The sequence below is a fragment of the Aeromicrobium senzhongii genome, from assembly GCF_014334735.1.
Classification (GTDB): domain Bacteria; phylum Actinomycetota; class Actinomycetes; order Propionibacteriales; family Nocardioidaceae; genus Aeromicrobium; species Aeromicrobium senzhongii.
This window is the reverse complement of record NZ_CP060587.1, coordinates 650,382-667,673: the sequence shown is the minus strand read 5'-3', so window position 1 is coordinate 667,673 and position 17,292 is coordinate 650,382. Positions and strand designations below refer to the sequence as shown.

At 67.4% G+C, this 17,292-nt stretch carries 9 protein-coding genes; 5 read left to right on the top strand and 4 right to left on the bottom strand.

What is annotated here, in order from left to right:
- The first annotated feature begins 35 nt into the window (after nt 1–35).
- From H9L21_RS03315 to H9L21_RS03300, 4 genes are all read left to right on the top strand, one after another.
- Nucleotides 36–1,241 (top strand): glycosyltransferase, encoded by a 1,206-nt coding sequence (locus H9L21_RS03315; protein ID WP_187411755.1) that lies wholly within the window; start codon nt 36–38, stop codon nt 1,239–1,241.
- Nucleotides 1,238–2,260 (top strand): glycosyltransferase, encoded by a 1,023-nt coding sequence (locus H9L21_RS03310; RefSeq protein ID WP_154595700.1) that lies wholly within the window; start codon nt 1,238–1,240, stop codon nt 2,258–2,260. The genes H9L21_RS03315 and H9L21_RS03310 overlap by 4 nt, the downstream gene beginning before the upstream one ends.
- The gene (locus tag H9L21_RS03305) at nt 2,257–3,423 is read left to right on the top strand and encodes a glycosyltransferase family 4 protein (RefSeq protein ID WP_154595701.1); all 1,167 of its coding nucleotides are present in this window, start codon (nt 2,257–2,259) and stop codon (nt 3,421–3,423) included. Before H9L21_RS03310 ends, H9L21_RS03305 begins: the two co-directional genes overlap by 4 nt.
- Before the next feature lie 101 nt (nt 3,424–3,524).
- Nucleotides 3,525–4,193 carry a hypothetical protein gene (locus tag H9L21_RS03300; RefSeq protein WP_154595702.1) on the top strand — a complete coding sequence of 223 codons (669 nt, stop codon included), beginning with the start codon at nt 3,525–3,527 and terminating at the stop codon, nt 4,191–4,193.
- On the opposite strand, the gene H9L21_RS03295 is transcribed toward H9L21_RS03300, so the two are convergent.
- Together H9L21_RS03295 and H9L21_RS15550 are read right to left on the bottom strand one after the other, a co-directional pair.
- Nucleotides 4,186–5,451 carry a hypothetical protein gene (locus tag H9L21_RS03295; RefSeq protein WP_154595703.1) on the bottom strand — a complete coding sequence of 422 codons (1,266 nt, stop codon included), beginning with the start codon at nt 5,449–5,451 and terminating at the stop codon, nt 4,186–4,188. The genes H9L21_RS03300 and H9L21_RS03295 overlap by 8 nt on opposite strands.
- A gap of 100 nt (nt 5,452–5,551) precedes the next feature.
- Entirely contained in the window at nt 5,552–11,083 is a 5,532-nt protein-coding gene (locus tag H9L21_RS15550; protein ID WP_154595704.1) for a PKD domain-containing protein, read from the bottom strand.
- 114 nt (nt 11,084–11,197) lie between these two features.
- On the opposite strand from H9L21_RS15550, the gene H9L21_RS03285 reads away from it, so the two are divergent.
- The gene (locus tag H9L21_RS03285) at nt 11,198–12,193 is read left to right on the top strand and encodes a glycosyltransferase family 4 protein (protein ID WP_187411754.1); all 996 of its coding nucleotides are present in this window, start codon (nt 11,198–11,200) and stop codon (nt 12,191–12,193) included.
- Nucleotides 12,194–12,197: 4 nt separating this feature from the next.
- On the opposite strand, the gene H9L21_RS03280 is transcribed toward H9L21_RS03285, so the two are convergent.
- Nucleotides 12,198–14,198, bottom strand: a complete 2,001-nt coding sequence (locus tag H9L21_RS03280; RefSeq protein WP_154595706.1) for a glycosyltransferase — start codon at nt 14,196–14,198, stop codon at nt 12,198–12,200.
- A complete protein-coding gene (locus H9L21_RS03275) occupies nt 14,191–16,839 on the bottom strand; it encodes a right-handed parallel beta-helix repeat-containing protein (protein ID WP_187411753.1) in 2,649 nt (882 codons plus the stop codon). The genes H9L21_RS03280 and H9L21_RS03275 overlap by 8 nt, the downstream gene beginning before the upstream one ends.
- Between the last annotated feature and the right edge of the window lie 453 nt (nt 16,840–17,292).

Below are 17,292 nucleotides of genomic sequence, written 5' to 3'. Positions count from 1 at the left end.
CACAGGCCCTCGGCAGCGTTGGCAGTCGACCTCGTGTGTTGATCGGGGCCTACGCGGCGAGCCCGGGAGAGGAACCCGAGGCAGGCGCCGGATGGGCGCTGGCCACTGCCGCCGCCGCGGACCACGACGTCTGGCTCGTCACACGCCCGCGATTCCGTACCGCGATCGAGGACGCGCTGGCGCAAGACCCGGAGCTCGCCGCCCGGCTGACCGTCGTGTTCCACGACCTCGCCCCCCGGATCGTCGCTCTGAAACGTCGCAACATCGACCTGTACTGGTATTACGTCGCCTGGCAGTACGCCCTGGGCGGCGTCGCTCGCCGGCTGCACCGAGAGCTCCGCTTCGACGTCGTGCACCATGCGACGTGGGCCAACGACTGGCTGCACGCCGGGGTTTCGCACGTGCGCGGTGTGCCGTTCGTCTGGGGTCCAGTCGGTGGTGCCAGCGCGGTCCCCTTGCGGCGGCTCGGCCGATGGCTGGGCCGACGCGGTCTGCTCACGGAGCTGGTTCGCGGCGCACTGACCCGACTTCCGCGACGGGTGTGGGGCGACCGCAACGCGTCGCGCGCCGCTGTCGTCGTCGCCCAGAACCACGAGGTGGCCGCTCGCTTCCGCCGAGCACGGCGGGTCGTCGTGGAGCCGAACGCCGCTCTCGACCGCTACGAGGAAGTCCTGGCCGCCCTCGGCCCGATCCCCCCACCGCCGAACGACGTCCCCACGGCCGTGTTCGTCGGCCGACTCGTCGCCTGGAAGGGAGTGCGCTTGGCGGTCGAGGCTCTCACGCGTCCCGCCGCCGCAGCATGGCATCTCGATATCTACGGGGATGGTTACGAGCGTGAGGCGCTGGAATCACTCGTCCAACGACACGGCCTGGGCGACCGGGTCGCCTTTCTCGGTCACCGGCCCCGAACCGAGGTGCTTGCGGCCTTCGCGCGGGCCGATGCGATGCTCTTCCCTTCGATGCACGACCAAGCCGGATGGGTCGCAGCTGAGGCGAGCAGTCTCGGGTGCCCTGTCGTCTGCCTGCCGCTGGGCGGCCCGCACCTGCTGGCAGGCGTCAACGCCCGCGTCGTCTCGCTGGAGGGCGACATCCCCGAGAATCTCGCCGAAGCCCTGGCGGGGACACGAGAGCAACCCGGCGTTCCACATGACACCTGGGCACGCGATCGACTCGTCCCCCGAGTCCGTCAGTGGTACGCCGACGCCATGGCCGGGCGCGCCGATGCCGCGGAGGAACGATGACGCATCCCGATGACCTCGTGGTCCTCGAGTCGTTCCCGCCGCCGCGCCCGACGACGAATCCCTACATCACCCAGCTCAGTCAGGTCCTCTCACGGACCTCCGGACTCGCGTTGCGTCACTTCTCCTATCGAGCCGCCCTGACGAGCCGTTACGACGTGTTCCACACCCACTGGCCCGAGAATCTGGTCGGTGGTCACCACTGGTACGGCCGCGTGGCGCGACGTGCGCTCGCCGTGCTGCTTCTCCTGCGGCTGTGGGCGCTCCGGGTCCCGGTCGTCAGGACCTGGCACAACCTCGAGCGCCCTTCCGATCTCGGGCGCATCGACCAGTGGCTGCTCGACGGTTTCGACCGGCTGACGGCTCTCCGCATCGTCCTGAACCCGGTCACGGAGCAGATCAGCTCGTCTCCGGTCGTGACGATCCTGCACGGCCACTACCGGGACTGGTACGGGCACCATCACCAGCCACCCGCGACGCCCGGCCGCGTGGGCTATGTCGGGCTGATCCGTCGGTACAAGGGAGTCGAGGACCTGCTCGCGGCGTTTGCCAGGATCGACGATCCCGCAGCCAGCCTGCGGGTGGTCGGGAAACCCTCGACCCCCGAGTTGGAGGAGACGATCCGGACGCTCGCGCGGGAGGATCCTCGCATGAGCGTGCGCCTGGAGTTCGTCGATGATGCCGACTACGCCGCCGAACTGGCGTCGATGTCGTTGGTCGCGATGCCCTACCGGCACATGCACAACTCCGGTGTGGCCCTGGCCGCTCTCTCCGTCGGCCGCCCGGTCCTCATGCCGGACAACCCGGTGAACCGAGCCCTCGCCGAGGAGGTGGGCCATCGGTGGGTCCATCTCTTCACAGGCGTCGTCGACGAACACGACGTCTCGGCGGCACTGGCGGCCGCCTCCACCCTGGCGCCGACGGATCGGCCCGACCTGTCGAGGCGCGACTGGGACGACGCCGGCACCGCCCACCTGGTCGCCTTCGCGGCGGCGACATCTCGAGAGGGCAAGCGTCGATGAGCGACACCACGGTCGTCGTCGCCCACCCGTCCGCCGACGTCTACGGATCAGACCTGCAACTTCTGGTCACGGTCGAGTCGCTCGTCGAGTCGGGCGCCCGTGTCCTCGTGGCACTCCCGAGCACCGGTCCGCTGACGAACGAGCTGGAGCGGCGCGGTGCCGAGGTCCTCACGATGAGATTCCCCGTACTTCGAAAGTCCGCCCTGCACCCGCTGCGTTTCGCGCGGTTGGTGGCCGAGGCCATGATGGCGCTTCCCCGATCGATCGCCCTGCTGCGACGCACCGATGCCCAGTTCCTCCTGGTCAACACGATCACCATCCCGTGGTGGTTGGTCGCCGGTCGTTGGGTTCGGCTGCCGACGATCGGCCACGTGCACGAGGCCGAGGAGGACGGCTCGCGGCTCTTCCGGACGCTGCTGGCTCTGCCCAACCTCTTCGCGACGAAGCTGATCGTCAACAGCCAGTGCTCGGCGCGCGCCCTGACCAGCGTGGTCCCCTCACTTCGCCACCGGGTCGAGGTCGTCTACAACGGCGTTCCCGGACCACCAGACACGCCCTCGCCCGTGCGGACACGAACACACGAGACGCCGCTCTCTCTCGCCGTCGTGGGGCGGCTCTCTCCGCGAAAGGGCATCGACGTCGCACTCGAGGCCACCGCCGAGGTGGCGCGCTCAGGGGTTGACGTCTCGCTCGACGTCTACGGCTCGGCGTTCGAGGGCTACGAGTGGTTCGCCGAGCAATTGCACGACCGAGCGAACGAGGGCGACCTCGTCGGACGCGTCACCTTCCACGGCTACGTCAATCCCGTGTGGCCCGCTCTGGCCCGGGCCGATGTCGTCCTCGTGCCCTCACGGGTCGAACCCTTCGGGAACACTGCCGTCGAGGCACTGCTCGCGCGGCGGCCTCTCGTCGCATCCAGCACCCAAGGGCTCGCGGAGATCGTCACCCATCGAGCGGGCGGCTTGTTGGCCGTCCCGGGTGATCCCACCTCTCTGGCCGAGCAGATCCTCGTGGTGGCGAGCAACCCGAGCCTGGCCAGGCAGCTGGCCGACACGGGCCACGCCGACGCACTCGATCGATTCGGAGCTGAGCGCTATCGCCGACAGATCCGCGCCGCGATCGGGGTGCCCGATCACCCGGACGAGCTGGACCAACCTTCCTGACGGGAACGATCGGGTGCCCGCGCATAACGGACCCGCACCCGCCTCACGCCGCCTACACTTGGGGAGCGATCTGCACTGGGCCGTGAGGAAGAAGCGATCTTATGAGCGACCACCAGGATGGGCGCAGGACCACACGTCGCTGGCTGACGAGTCTCGCCGGTCTCGTTGCTGCCGCCACATTGGCGTGGATCGTCTGGGCCATCCTTGACGACCAGTCCGACGCGTCGGACGCCCCCAAGGCGTCCAGCGAGCCGGCCACGCCGACCGAGCCGCCTCAGAGCCCCACCCCCACGGCGACCGGCAAGCCTTCGAGCGCCGTCGTGCCCACCGATGAGCCGTCACCGGTCGCCACCGATCCGGCCGGTGAGCGAATCGCTCTCGACCCGGTGCGCCCCGCGGACACCGCGAAGCTGTCCAGGGCCGTATCCATCCGTGTGGTGAAGATCGAGGCCGTCACGAGCAAGATCGTCCTGCCCAGCGACAAGAAGGGCCCTGCCGTTCGCATCTCGGTGAAGGTCGCGAATCGTTCCAACGCCCGCCTCGACACCCGATTCGCGGTGGTCAATGCCTACCACGGCGACGACCTGGTCCCCGCCAACGTGCTAAGCGAGCCCGGAGGGCGCCCGATCCCCACCTCGATCGCAGCCGGCAAGACGGCCACCGGCGTCTATCTGTTCGACATCGGTCCAAAGGCCCGCAGCAACGTCACGCTCGAGGTCGACCTCGCTCCCCAACTCCCGGTGGCTCGCTTCGCCGGCACCTTCAGGTGACGTCGGCCACCGGCGCAGTCGACCGTCGGGGCACCGCGATCACCGCCAGCGCCAGCGCCAGGGTGGCCGCGGAGGTGTAGAAAGGGCTGAAAGGCAGATCCCACAACGACCGCAGGGCGAGGTAGACCACCACGCCGCGGGCGATCCTCTCCGACGACACGACGACCAATCCGTGGATCAGGATCAAGCCGACCAGCGCCGCCGTCACCAAGCCCGCGATGCCGAACTGGATCCACAGGTTCCCGAGGACCGAATGGACTTCGTAGGTGTTGCCGAACAGATAGACCTCGACGTAGTTGTTGTTCGGGTCGTAGCCGATCTTCCGCATCCCCTCCTTCGCCAGAAGCAGGTTGTCGTAACTGACCAGCGTCCCCGCTCCCAGTCCGAACGGATTCGCGTCGACCAAGGCGGCCGTCGCGCCGATCTCCGGTCGACCGCCGAGCAGCGCGGATCCCGCAGTGGTCGTCTGGGCCACCGTTCGGTCTCGGGCGGCCTCACCGAGAGCGCCCTCGAGAATCGCCGCCTGAACGGCGAAGTAGCCAGCGACCGCAATCACGACCAGCTGCACCGGCACCACGACGAAACGCAGCCGAGCCGTGCCCGCGGTACCTGCTCGCCCGCCTTGGATCAGAACGATCGCGGCCGCGATCAGGAGCATGGCGGCAGCCGAGCGCGAGTCGTTCAGCGCCGAGACGACGGTCAGAGCGATCAGGACCACGAACTCTCGGTTGCGATTCCCGAACACCCAGGGTCCGCTGAGTGCCAGCAAGATGACCGGAACGGACAGTGAGAACTTCCAGACGTTCGCCGGATTGGCGCCGAGAATCGCCACGTTGGCCAAGGCCCCCAGCCCGAACACCAGCACCACGGTGCGGAGCCCGACCACCGTGCGCGCCCAGAGCAGGCTCACGACCCCGACAGCGAGGGACAGCACTCGAACAGTGTTGGCGAACAGGATCGAAGCGTCCCAACCCGCCTCAGGGGAGAACTGCATCGTCAGGAGAACACCGCTGACGGCCGCCACGGCGCACATACCGACGAACAGCGGCACGAATCGATACCGCCTCATGGCGGTGGCGGTGATGGGCAGCAGCGGCACGCCGACCAGGAATCCGAGCGGCACTCCCAGCGGCAAGGGCAATCGCAGAGCCGTCGCGAGGACGAGCGCCATGGCCAGGAACTGCACCAGCTCGGCGTCCAGGGCGACGGACGAACTGCGGATCCGGGGCGGCACGTGCGCAGCGTTCTGGCGCGACACGATCGCCTCCCTTCGCCGACCGCGATCCGGGCCAGCAGACACCACCCTAGCGCGGCGGCGCCGCGAGATTGTCGAGTTCTGCCGCCTCAGATCTGGCCGATCAGTCGAGAGCCGAGGGGTCGGTGACGGTGATCGCGTCCCAGCGGAGCGCCAACGGGGAGACCGCCGAAGCGGCAGAGGGCAACGTGCCCCACACCCCGACGGAACCGGGCACCTGCAACGCTGCAGCCGCGTCGGTCACCGTCCGCTGCCAGTCAGGCTCTGCAGTGCCGTCCTTCCAGACCTTCGCCTTCAGCGTCGTCGGACCCGAACCGGTCACCTCGATCGCCAACCGATACTTCTCCCCCGGGACGATCGTCAGGTTCGGGACGACCTGCGCCCCCACCGTGACCGTGCCCGGGTTGCGCAACAGGTTCATCCGAACACTGCCGTCGGCAGCGAGCCGCAACCGGGCGAAGTACTCGTTCGTCCCCACCTTGCGACCGACCAAGGACACGTACGTCGCCTCGAAGAGCTTGTCGACCGAGAACACCCCGGTCACCCGAGTGTTCGCCGAGCCGACCTCCCCCAACGTCGCCGCCACGGTCCCGCCAGCCGGCACCGACAGCACACCCGCCCCACCGGACACCGAGTAGCGCTGAGCCGACGCCGGAGTCGACCACGCGCCACCCACATCAGCGGCACCCCAACCACCCGTCACCGTCCGATCGAACACATCCTCGGCCAGCAGATTCGCCGGCGCCGGGTCCTCCGGATCGGGGGCACTGACCGCCAGGGACTTGGTGACGGAGTGAGTTGCACCGTCGTCGTCGGTGACCGTCAGCCGGACCACGTACGATCCGGGCGAGTCGAAGCGATGCGAGGGATTCGATGCGGTGCTCGTCGCGCCATCACCGAAGTCCCAGGCGTGCGACGCGATCGTTCCGTCCGAGTCCGACGCGGCCGATGTGAAGGCGGCTGTCAAACCAGAAGCGGTCCAGGCGAAGTCGGCCACCGGTGCCACGTTCGGCGTCGGCGGCTCCTCGGGCTCAGCCACCACGATGGTGGGGTCGGTGACGGTGATCGCGTCCCAGCGGAGCGCCAACGGGGAGACCGCCGAAGCGGCAGAGGGCAACGTGCCCCACACCCCGACGGAACCGGGCACCTGCAACGCTGCAGCCACGTCGGTCACCGTCCGCTGCCAGTCAGGCTCTGCAGTGCCGTCCTTCCAGACCTTCGCCTTCAGCGTCGTCGGACCCGAACCGGTCACCTCGATCGCCAACCGATACTTCTCCCCCGGGACGATCGTCAGGTTCGGGACGACCTGCGCCCCCACCGTGACCGTGCCCGGGTTGCGCAACAGGTTCATCCGAACACTGCCGTCGGCAGCGAGCCGCAACCGGGCGAAGTACTCGTTCGTCCCCACCTTGCGACCGACCAAGGACACGTACGTCGCCTCGAAGAGCTTGTCGACCGAGAACACCCCGGTCACCCGAGTGTTCGCCGAGCCGACCTCCCCCAACGTCGCCGCCACGGTCCCGCCAGCCGGCACCGACAGCACACCCGCCCCACCGGACACCGAGTAGCGCTGAGCCGACGCCGGAGTCGACCACGCGCCACCCACATCAGCGGCACCCCAACCACCCGTCACCGTCCGATCGAACACATCCTTGGCCACGATGTCGGTGGCTGCCGGTACCGACACCGTCACCTCTCTGGTCGCGGTGTGGGTTCCACCATCGTCATCGGTGACAGTCAGGGCGATGGTGTATGTGCCGGCGGCGCCGTAGGTGTGCGTTGCCGATGAGCCCGAACCACCGGGACCCTCATCGAAGTCCCACTCGTAGGACGTGATCGTCCCGTCCGGATCGCTCGATCCAGCGGCATTCACCGTGACTCTGAGTCCGTTCGTTGTAACAGAGAACGCGGCCGTCGGGGGTTGGTTGGGAGCCTCGAGCGAAACCGTCCGCGTCACGGACGAGGACGCACCCTCGTCATCTGTCACGGTGAGCTTGACCTCATGGCTCCCGAAGCCCACGAAGTCGTGTACCGGGTTCTGCTCGGTCGAAGTGTTTCCATCCCCGAACTCCCAGAGGTGGGACACGATTGAGCCGTCGCTGTCGCGCGCTTCGGAGGTGAACGCCACCGTCTTGGAGCCGGGCGTCGTCGTCGACCGGAAATCCGCCGTGGGAGCGACGTTCGGCCTCTCCATCACGACGGGAGCCGAGTAGGTGCCCTCGCCTCCGTCCTCGTCCGCCACGGTCAGGGTGACGGTGAACGTGCCTTCCTCGTCATAGGTGTGCGAGGGGTTCGCCTGCGTACTGGTCTGCCCATCGCCGAAGTCCCACAGGTACGAGACGATCGTTCCGTCGCGGTCCGAGGCGTTGGACGTGAAAGCAGCCGCCAATCCATCCTTGGCGACTGTGAAGTCGGCCGTCGGGCTCACGTTCGGCAGCACACCGCCGCCAGCGACGAAGTGCCGCTGAACGTCGGACGTCGACAGGGCTCGGGAGTAGATCGCGGCCTCGTCGACATCGCCGTCGAACCACGCCGTGGAGGAGTCGGTCCACTGCCGGTCGCCACCGAGCTTCCAATAGCCGTCGTACGCCTGGGCCGAGGTGTTCGGGTGCGTCCCGTCGAGTTCACCGTCGACGTACAGCTTCATCCCGTCCGGCCCCAAGGTGGAGACCACGTGGTGCCACTGGCCGTCGTTGAGGGTCTCGCTGGACGTGATGGTCACGGCGGATCCGGGATTCACGCCGAAGTTGAGCCGTCCGGCGGACAGCCACAGATGCCGATCATAGTTCGTCGACGCTCCCGTGCCACTGCTCGAACCGAAACCGAAGATCCGGCCCACGCCAGACATCGTGGTCTTGAACCACACCTCTTGGCTGAACGTGGCGGGTCCGGGGATCTGGGTCTTCGACGTCACAACACCCCCGGGGCTCATTCCGAACATGGTGCTGGGACCGAGGCGGAGCGAAGCGTTCCCGGCAATCACGCCGGGGCGACCCGCCGTCCTGTTTCCCGCGATCGTCCCCTCGCGGTCGCCCAACGGTGCGGCGTCCGCCGCCGTCGATCCCGTGTCGGCAAGACGCCAGAACAGATCCGGCTCGTCGCTGAAAACGGAAGCACCGTACGGATCGGCCGGTGCCGTCCCCAGGGCCGAGGGACGACCGCTCTGGATCCAGTGGTTGTTGACCTGCGCGGGCGTGAGGGCGGTGGGGTACACCGAGAACTCGTCGATTTGGCCGTTGAAGTTCTTTCCTCCGGTCCACGTGTTGTCGCCACCGATGCGCCAGTAGCCGTTGTACACCTGCGCGGACGTCGTGTCGGTCCGCTGGGCAACCCGCTTGCCGTCGACGTAGAGGACCTGACCCTTGGGACTCAACGTCGCCACCGCCTGGTGCCACTGACCATCGTTGTACGCCTTGGCTGACGTCACCGCCCGTTCAGCACTCGGGTACACGCCGAACACGAGGCGCCCCGCGGTGTTCATCATGATGTGGCGGTCGTAGCTTCCGGAGTCGCCCGTCGCAGCGTTGCCGAAACCAACGATCTTGCCGCCCGCCCTCGATGTGGTCTTGAACCACACCTCGGTCGAGAAGACGTGCGGGCCCGGCGTCAGCTCCGACGAGATCACTCGGCCATTGGCCGTACCGGCGAACCCGGATGCAGTGTCGGTCCAGTTGTTCAGCGCACCGGCAGTGCCCCGCGTCACGCCCGATCCGGCAACCGTGTTGTCGCTCCCGATCCAGTCGGCGACGGCGGTGCCGCTGTCCCCGAGACGCCAGTACTTGGTCGCCCCGTCATCGAACACGGCGTTCCCGTACTGCCCGAGAGTGTCGGTGGCAGCGACGGTCACGGTCACCCAGTTGGACGTGGCGAGATTGCCGTCGTCGTCGAGGACCCGCAGCTGATAGCGCACATCGGCGCCGGGCGTGAGACCCGTGTCCCGGAAGGACATCGGCTTGCCCTCCCACCAGCGGGCAGTCTGGACCTCCTCGTGGACCAGGCCAGCCGCGTTGACGGTGTTGCGGTAGATACGGTACGTCAACTTCGCACTGTCCTGGTCACGGTTGGCCGGCCAGGTGAGCCGAACCTCGCCCGGCCGGGCGCTGCGCACGCTGGGGTTGATCGCCGCGGCCGAGTTCTGCGGCCCGCGCTTCTTCGGGTTGCCGGCGACTGAACGTTTCGCGTACCGCACGAGCCCAGCCTGCGCTTGACCATTGACCCGTGGGAACTCGCCGGCGAAGACCACGTAGTCATCCTCCGCGTCGACCGCCCACGTGGCTTGTCCACTCACCGATCCGACCGATGAGGTGGGCCACCAGTTCAGGAGCTCGGGGCGCGGGGCGCCGGGGTGATCCTTGTAGCCATAGATGTCCGGGGTGTTGGTGCCGCGCACATCGTTACTGAAGGCGTTCGAGTGGTAGTACGTCCACGGATCCGACTGGGGGAACCCGTTGCTGTTCCCGCAGTAGTGCTTGTGACTGGCCGTGTAGACCACATCGGACGTGGCCGCGACGTCGTACGTGTCGCCGTGGCAGTCTTCGATCCAGACCAGCGACCCATCGCTCCAGTTCGCTGCGAATGTGCCTTCGGAGTTTCCACCGCCGCCGTAGTGCCAGCCGACCCCGTAGAACCTCTGCCCGTCGCTGTCGGTCTTGGCGATGCCAGAGTTCTCACCTGCGTCCCGAACCTGGGTGTTCACCGGGAGCGGCCGCGCCTCACCCGTGGTCGCATCGGAGAGGAACATGCCGTAACCGGGATTGTCGCTGCCACCCACCGAAGTGAAGTTGCCTGTCATCAGGACCTTGTTGACCCCGGTGTTCACCTCCATCGACTGCACCTGGTTGTTGTCGGCGTCGACCCGCCACGGCAGCGTCGCACCGGTCGAGGCGTTGATCGCAGCCGCGCGTCCGCGCGGCAGATTGTTCACGCCTGTGAAGTAGCCGCCGACGAAGATCGTGTCGTTCGTGGCTGCGACGGTGCTGGTGATGCCGTTGATGTTGGGAGCGAGGCTACTGAGATTGCCGCTGGGAAGATCGAAGATCGCGATGCGGTTGCGGCTCAGGCCGTTGACCTGGGTGAACGTCCCCACGACGTAGAGCTTGGTCTTGGCCGGGTTCGTCGCAATGTCCTTGACCTGACCGTTGAACTGCGGCGCCCAGGCCTTGAGCGCGCCCGTGCGCAGATCGAAGGCCATCGCGTTCCATCGCTGACTCTCGCCGGTACCCGCCGGGGCGCCGGCCGGACGCGCACTGGTGAAGTCACCGCCGGCGTAGACGGTGTCACCCACGATCAGCACGGTCGTCGACTTCCCGTTCATCTGCGCGGTGGGCAGTGCATCTGCCGTGACGGTCTCAGGCAGGGGCTCCGCGGCATCGGCGCGGTTGATCGACGGCGCGACCATCGCGAGGAGAATCAGGGAGAGGGTACCGATCAAGACGATGGGTCGGCCATGAGTGCTGTTCACGCGCGTATTCCTTTGATCAGTGCACCCAGCCGGATGCCCGCAAGTCGCGATTTCCCCCCGCGAATTCTTGGAACACGAGCAGTCAAACACGCGTCGCGATACACCGTTCGGCGAATGGCGGACCTCAGAAATGGTGTTTCGACACTCCTGCCTCTTTCTCATCTTTCGTCCCACGACTTACTCCGCATGCTGCCCTTCCGGTCCCGACGGAAAGAGTCCGAGGCCCCACCGCGCTGCTGTACGGTGACGAATCACTGCTCGACAGCGCGGGGACTGAACGGAGAACGCATGGCCGAGACGGAGTTCGTCTTCCCGGTGGCGTCGAGCACCTGGAGCGAGCGACACGCGCGCGGGGAGGTTCCCGGGCTGTGGCCCTACGGACTGGAGCGCATCGACCGTCCCGGACGCCCCGTCGCCATGAGACACGTCAGCGCACCGTCGCGGGGGGCCCGACTCGCTTGGCGCCTACGCCCCCGAGCAGCACGCAATGAGCGCCTCGGGCTTGCCTGGGACGAGGGCACGGCGCACGCGATGGCCGCCTCGCGACGCTACGGTCGCATGCACTGCGGAGTCATCTGGGCCACCGACCGGCTCGACCAGGCCGATGGTCGCGCGACAGCGGGCGTTCGCAGGACCTTGTCGGCCATGCAGTCCGTGTGGGTGCTGAGTCGAGGACAACTGGACGCCGTCGACCGTCTCGTCGGGAGCTCGACCCCATCCGAATTCGTGAAGTTCGGCGTTGACGACGCGTTCTTCTCCCCCGCGCCGTACCCCGAGCAACCGCTGTTGTTCAGCGCAGGGGGCGACCGGGATCGCGATCACGAGACGATCCTGGCCGCCTTCGCGCAGGTCGTCCGTGCTCGACCGCACGTGAAGGCCGTCGTACAGACGAGGGCACGTGCGTCCGCCCCCGGAGTCACGGTCGTCCCGCATCTCTCGCACCTCGAACTCAGGGAGTTCTATCGGCGGTCCTCGGTCGTCGCGATCGCGACCCGGCCCAACCTGCACGTCTCGGGGATGACCGTGTCCCTCGAAGCACAGGCCACCGGACGACCGGTGATTCTCACGCACACACCGGGTGCGGAGGACTACGTAGACGACGGCGTGACCGGATTCCTGATGAGCTCGCAGGCGACCGACCGATGGGTCGAGCGCCTGATCGACCTCGTCGACGACCCGGCCCGGGCTGCATCGATGGGCCACGAGGCTCGTCGACACGTCGAGGACGAGTTCACCTGCCAACATCTCGCGAATCGACTTGCCACGGCCGTCGGTCTGGCCTAACGGGTCAGTCGCCGAACATCCAGCGATCAGCGGCGAGCCTTCCGTCGACGGCAGGTAGGTCTTGAAGCACGTCACCCGCCTTGCGGTCAGCCTCCAGCGCTCGCCGCACGGCAGCCGCGACGTCTTCTGGGCCGGCCCCGTGAGCGTCGACAACCTGATGACCATGCTCGGTCAGCCACGGGGATATCCCGGTCTCCGAGGTGGCAACGATCTCGCAGCCGTGGGCGAGCGCCTCGACGATCGGCAACCCGACCTGCTCGCGCCACGTCGGGGTCGGCTGCGAGAGCAGCACCAGCACCGCAGCCGAGGCCAGCACGCGGTGGATCTCTTCCCGACTGGGGTCGACCTGGATCGTCGCCTCATCCCACCCGGCAACGGCAAACTCGGCGAGCCCGCGCAGCTCACCCTTGCCGAGAATGTGCAGAGGGGTGCCGGGAGACCCCGTCCTGATCAGGGGCCACGCCTCGATCAACTGACGTAGGCCCTTCCGCTCATCGAATGCGCCCAGAAAGACCACCGCGGACCTCGGGCCTCCCAGCGAGCACGCCCCACACGGCTCCGGGAGAGCCGGGATCAGACGGCTCTGCGCCGATCGCCGCATCCGGTAAGGGGCGTACTGGGCCATCGCGCCCGGAGTGCCCACCGCCAGGCGGTCGACTCGCCGCATCAACAGATTCACCATGGATCGGTACACCCACCGCCGCCACCACGACGCCAGGCGCGGACTCGGCGACGCGAATGGATCCTCATTGCCGATGGCATAGCTCACGACCCGGACGTGCCGGCCGGTGATGAGCCCTCGGAGCCGAACCGCGAGAGCGGCGGCGAGGCTGTTCTTGACCGCTGACAACATGAGTGGCTCGTTGACCTCGAGTTGGCGGACGTCGGCCCGCAGCAACTGGAGCACCAGACTCCGCGTGCCCGAGAATCGGCGCACATCCAAGCCACCGAGCAGCTCTTCGGCGAAGTCGTAGTTGCGCCCGCCGTAGAGCACGGAAGCCGGCTCCAACACATGGAAACGTTCCAGGTGAGCCGTTCGCAGACCTTCGTACACCCGGACCCGCGGTGCCAGCGCCCCCGTGGTGCGCGCGGCTCGCCATCCCGCCAGAGTTCCCCGCAGCACCGGCCAGACAGTCCGGTCGGGGCGGATGATCTGCCGCCGCCCACCTCGGAGCAGGATGCTCCGCGCGGCGGCCCACGACCGCCGTCTCCATCGACGGAAGTCCTCGTCCTCGAGATGCTTGCGCGCAAACAACAGACGATTGCGAGTGTTGAAGTAGTAGTACAGGGACGACTTGGCGCGTGATCGGCTCTCGAGTTGGTGGGTTCCACCCTCGTCATGGATCGCTGTCGCGCCGGCCACGAGCTCCAGATCGCCCCCGGCAGCGAGCACCTTGGCCGACAGATCGACGTCCTCCCAGTAGAGGAAGTAGTCCTCGTCGAAGCCGCCGATCTCCCGCCACAGCTCCGCGGAGAACATCAGACATGCCCCGGACAGCCAGGGCAGATGGCGTTCACCCGGCACCCGCCGGCCCCACGAGCGCATGTCCCCGGTGTCGAGCAGGAGGTCACTGCCTGCCGACCACACCGCTCCCACGCCGTTGAGGATCGTCGGGGCTGCCAGGGTTCTGGGCCGTGCCGCCACCACTGACTCAAGTGCCGCCACCGAGCCCAAATCGATGGTTGCATCCGGATTCAACAGCAGGACACGGCATGCTCCCCGCTCGAGAGCCTGCGCCACGCCGACGTTGCATCCTCCGCCGAAGCCGAGGTTCCCTTCCGGGTAGACACCCACCCACCCTTGTTCACCGACGAGTCCACGTACGGTCGAACGCTCGGTCACCGACGAGAAGTTGTCCACGACCACCACCACGCAACCCGCGTCGAACGGGATCCGGGCCAGATTCTCGCGGAGAAGACCACTCGATCCGTAGTTGACCACCACGACGCCGAGCCGAGCATGATTTCCGTCGGCGAGCTCCTCCTGTGGTGCACCGTCAACCATGGCGCCCCGTGAAAGCGCCGAGGGCCTTCGTACCGGTTCGCTGACCGGTCGCCTCGGCGATCACAGCGGGCAGCCCCAGGGCAATCGAGCCGGCACGCGCCCGGTTCGCGGCGTCCACCACGCCGGTGGCGTCGACGATGGGTGCGCCCTCCGTGAGGATGGAGGACTTGTCATTGCCTGTGCCCTCGCGGAACTGTTGGAGGTTCTTGAAGCTCTCGACCTGGAACACACCGTTGGCCCAACAAGCGAAGTTGGCCGGGCTGTAGGCGCTTGGCCGGTGAAACGCGTTGTTGTCAGAGGTGATGCCGAAGTCATCTCCGACCATGATCTGGGACTCGTCCTGCGTGAGGATGGGGCAGGTGTTCGATCCCGTCATGCTCACGACGTTGTTGTGGAAGTCGATGTCATCGACCACCCACGGAATCGTCGCCACGAGCGCCGGCACTTCCTGACGCCGTTCGTCAGCCCACACCGCGAACGGCCGCGGGTTCCCGACGATCGTGTTGTTCCACACGTCCACGGATCCGGACGCCTGCACGCGCACCCCCGTCCCGGAGTTGTCGAAGATGTGGTTGTCGGCGATGAGCGCGTCCTCGCTCAGCTCCACCATGACTCCCGCAGCGTTCCCCGAGACCGAGTTACCGACGATCTGCAGCTTCGAGGACGACACATCGAACCAGACGCCTCCAGCGAACGAGGTGTTCGCGACCACGTTGTCGCGCAGGACCACGCCCTTCGCGCGGGTGATCTTGATACCCGCCGCGATAGGTGTCGGCTTGAAGCCTTGCGCGTTGTTGCCACGGAACTCCGAGTTCTCGATCACCAGGTCGTTTGTGTTGTTTCCCCCGAAGCCCATGATGCCGTTCTCCGAGACCGTCACGTTCCGGTAACGCTGGCCTGCCGCCCACGCAGCAATCCCGACCCACGCGTTCTCCGTCACCACCACGTTCTCGAACTCGATGCCCGGCACGCCCGCGATCACCGCCGCGAACTGATTCTTCGCCGTCGCATAGCGCCGCACGCCGAAGCCGCGCAAGACCGAATCCTGTGCATGGACCTCGATCGCTCGTGTCAACGCGCTGGCTCGGATCGCCTTACCTCGCGGATCATCGCCGATCACGAGCCGCTTGCCGGCCTTGTCGACGAAGAACTTGCCCGCCGACACGGCCGACTCCGAAGCCACCTGCGTCAGCGCCTTGCCCCCGACCCACACCTGATCCGGATGGCTCGCCAACGGCCTCGCCGGGTCCACCCATCTGCTCGTCTCATCCGTGGAGCCCGCCATGATCCGGTGATCGAAGAGACTCGTCCACCCCGAGGCGACCCAGCGAGACCCGCTCGCGGTCCAGTTCGCCACCGACTTCGAGCCGTCGAACCACACCGCCTCACCGGGGAAGTTCTGCACGGTGATGCCGGACTTGCTCTTGTCGATGAGCACGCTCTCCTGATACGTGCCGCCACGAAGGACGAGTGTCGAACCCGGCTTGGCCTTCTCCAACGCGAATCCCAGGCTCCCATAGGGATCAGCCTTGGTCCCGGCCCCCGCTCGCGAGCCCTTGGCAGCCACGAAGATGGCCCCCGAGGGAACCGGATACGAGGCCTTGCCGACTGGAAGCGAGCCGACGGCCGCAGGTGTGACCGGGGCAGGAGTGGTCGGTGCGGGAGTCGTCGCGGTGGTCGCAGGTGCCGTGGGAGTCGGCGACGGGGTCGTCGGCGTAGGCCGTGGCGTCGGACTGGCGGAGGTGTCTGCCTTCGCCGTCGCGACGTTGTCGACACGGATGACGGTGGCCACCCCATCGTCCGGAACCGCGAATTTCAGACCCGGGGCACCAGCAGCCCTCAAACGGTCGTCCGACGAGTCGACGCCGGTCACCTGCCAGGCAGGAGCAGCGGCGCCTGTCAGCCATGCTCGTGCTCTCAGGTCCACCTTGCTGTCCCCAATCGCGGAGAACTCCACGGTGAGCGTCCGGTTCACCGGGACGCTCGCGAGGACGACCTTCTCTGCGCCGATCATGGCTGTCGAGGAACCTGCGACACGATGCAGGGAGAGCCCCACGCGCCCGCCGGCGATGTGGCGCAGGCGCGCCTCGTAGTAGTAACCGAGAGCCGAGCGACGCAAGATGACCGCCGTGGTCGCTCCGCCGCCTCGTTGTTCCGTCGCGACGGTCACGTCGGCCTTGATCGTGGCGTCCCCGAGAGTGAGGCCCTCCGCCACCGCTGCCGCGGACTTGCCCGACTCGACCGTGGCGACTCCCTGCGCCCCGTCCACGAGGAGTCGGCCAGGGGCTCCTGTCGTGTACATCGATCCGCTGGTCGAAGCGCCCCAGCCCTCAGTCCAGCGGCGCGCGAAATCGTCGGCGAGGTGGCGCGCGGTTCCGGGAACCGCCGCGCTCGCACTGATGTCCGAGGCTCGGAACTGGTCGACCCTCACGGTCGTGCGCGCCGATCGGCTCGACGACTTGAAGGCCAGACCGGGCGAGCCTGCGGCGATGCGTGAGGCCGACGAGTCCACGGCGATCGCCTGCCACGAGGGGATCGATGCGCCACTGGCCCACGCGCGTGCCTTCAGCTCGACCACGGCACCACCGGTCGCCGTGAACTCGACCGACAACCGCTGGTCGGGCGCGATGCGCGCTGCCACCACGGCCTCCTTGCTGAGCGTGGACGTCGAGGTGCGATCGCTGCGGATGATGGTGAGTCCGAATCGACCGGTCGAGAGCTGGCGCAGTCGCGCCTCGTAGTACAAGCCCAGACTCTTGCGCCGAAGGAGCAACGACGTGGAGACACCGTCGGAGGTGCCTTCGCCCTGACGCTGGAACGAGACGTTCACCTTGCCATAGGAGTCACCGAGCACGACGCTCTCACTAACCGAGGCGGCCTGCGTGCCCGCAGCCAGATCGACCTTGCCGACGCCGTCACCGACGCTCATCCGTCCCGGCGAACCTGCCGTGTACGCCTGACCACTCGAGGCGGCTCCCCACCCTGAGGCGACCTGACGGTCGAAATCGTCCTGCAGGACAGTGGCTCCGGCCGACGCCGTCACCGCGCCGACCATCGCGCCTGCAACCAGGCCGAGACCGAGAACGAGGAGAAT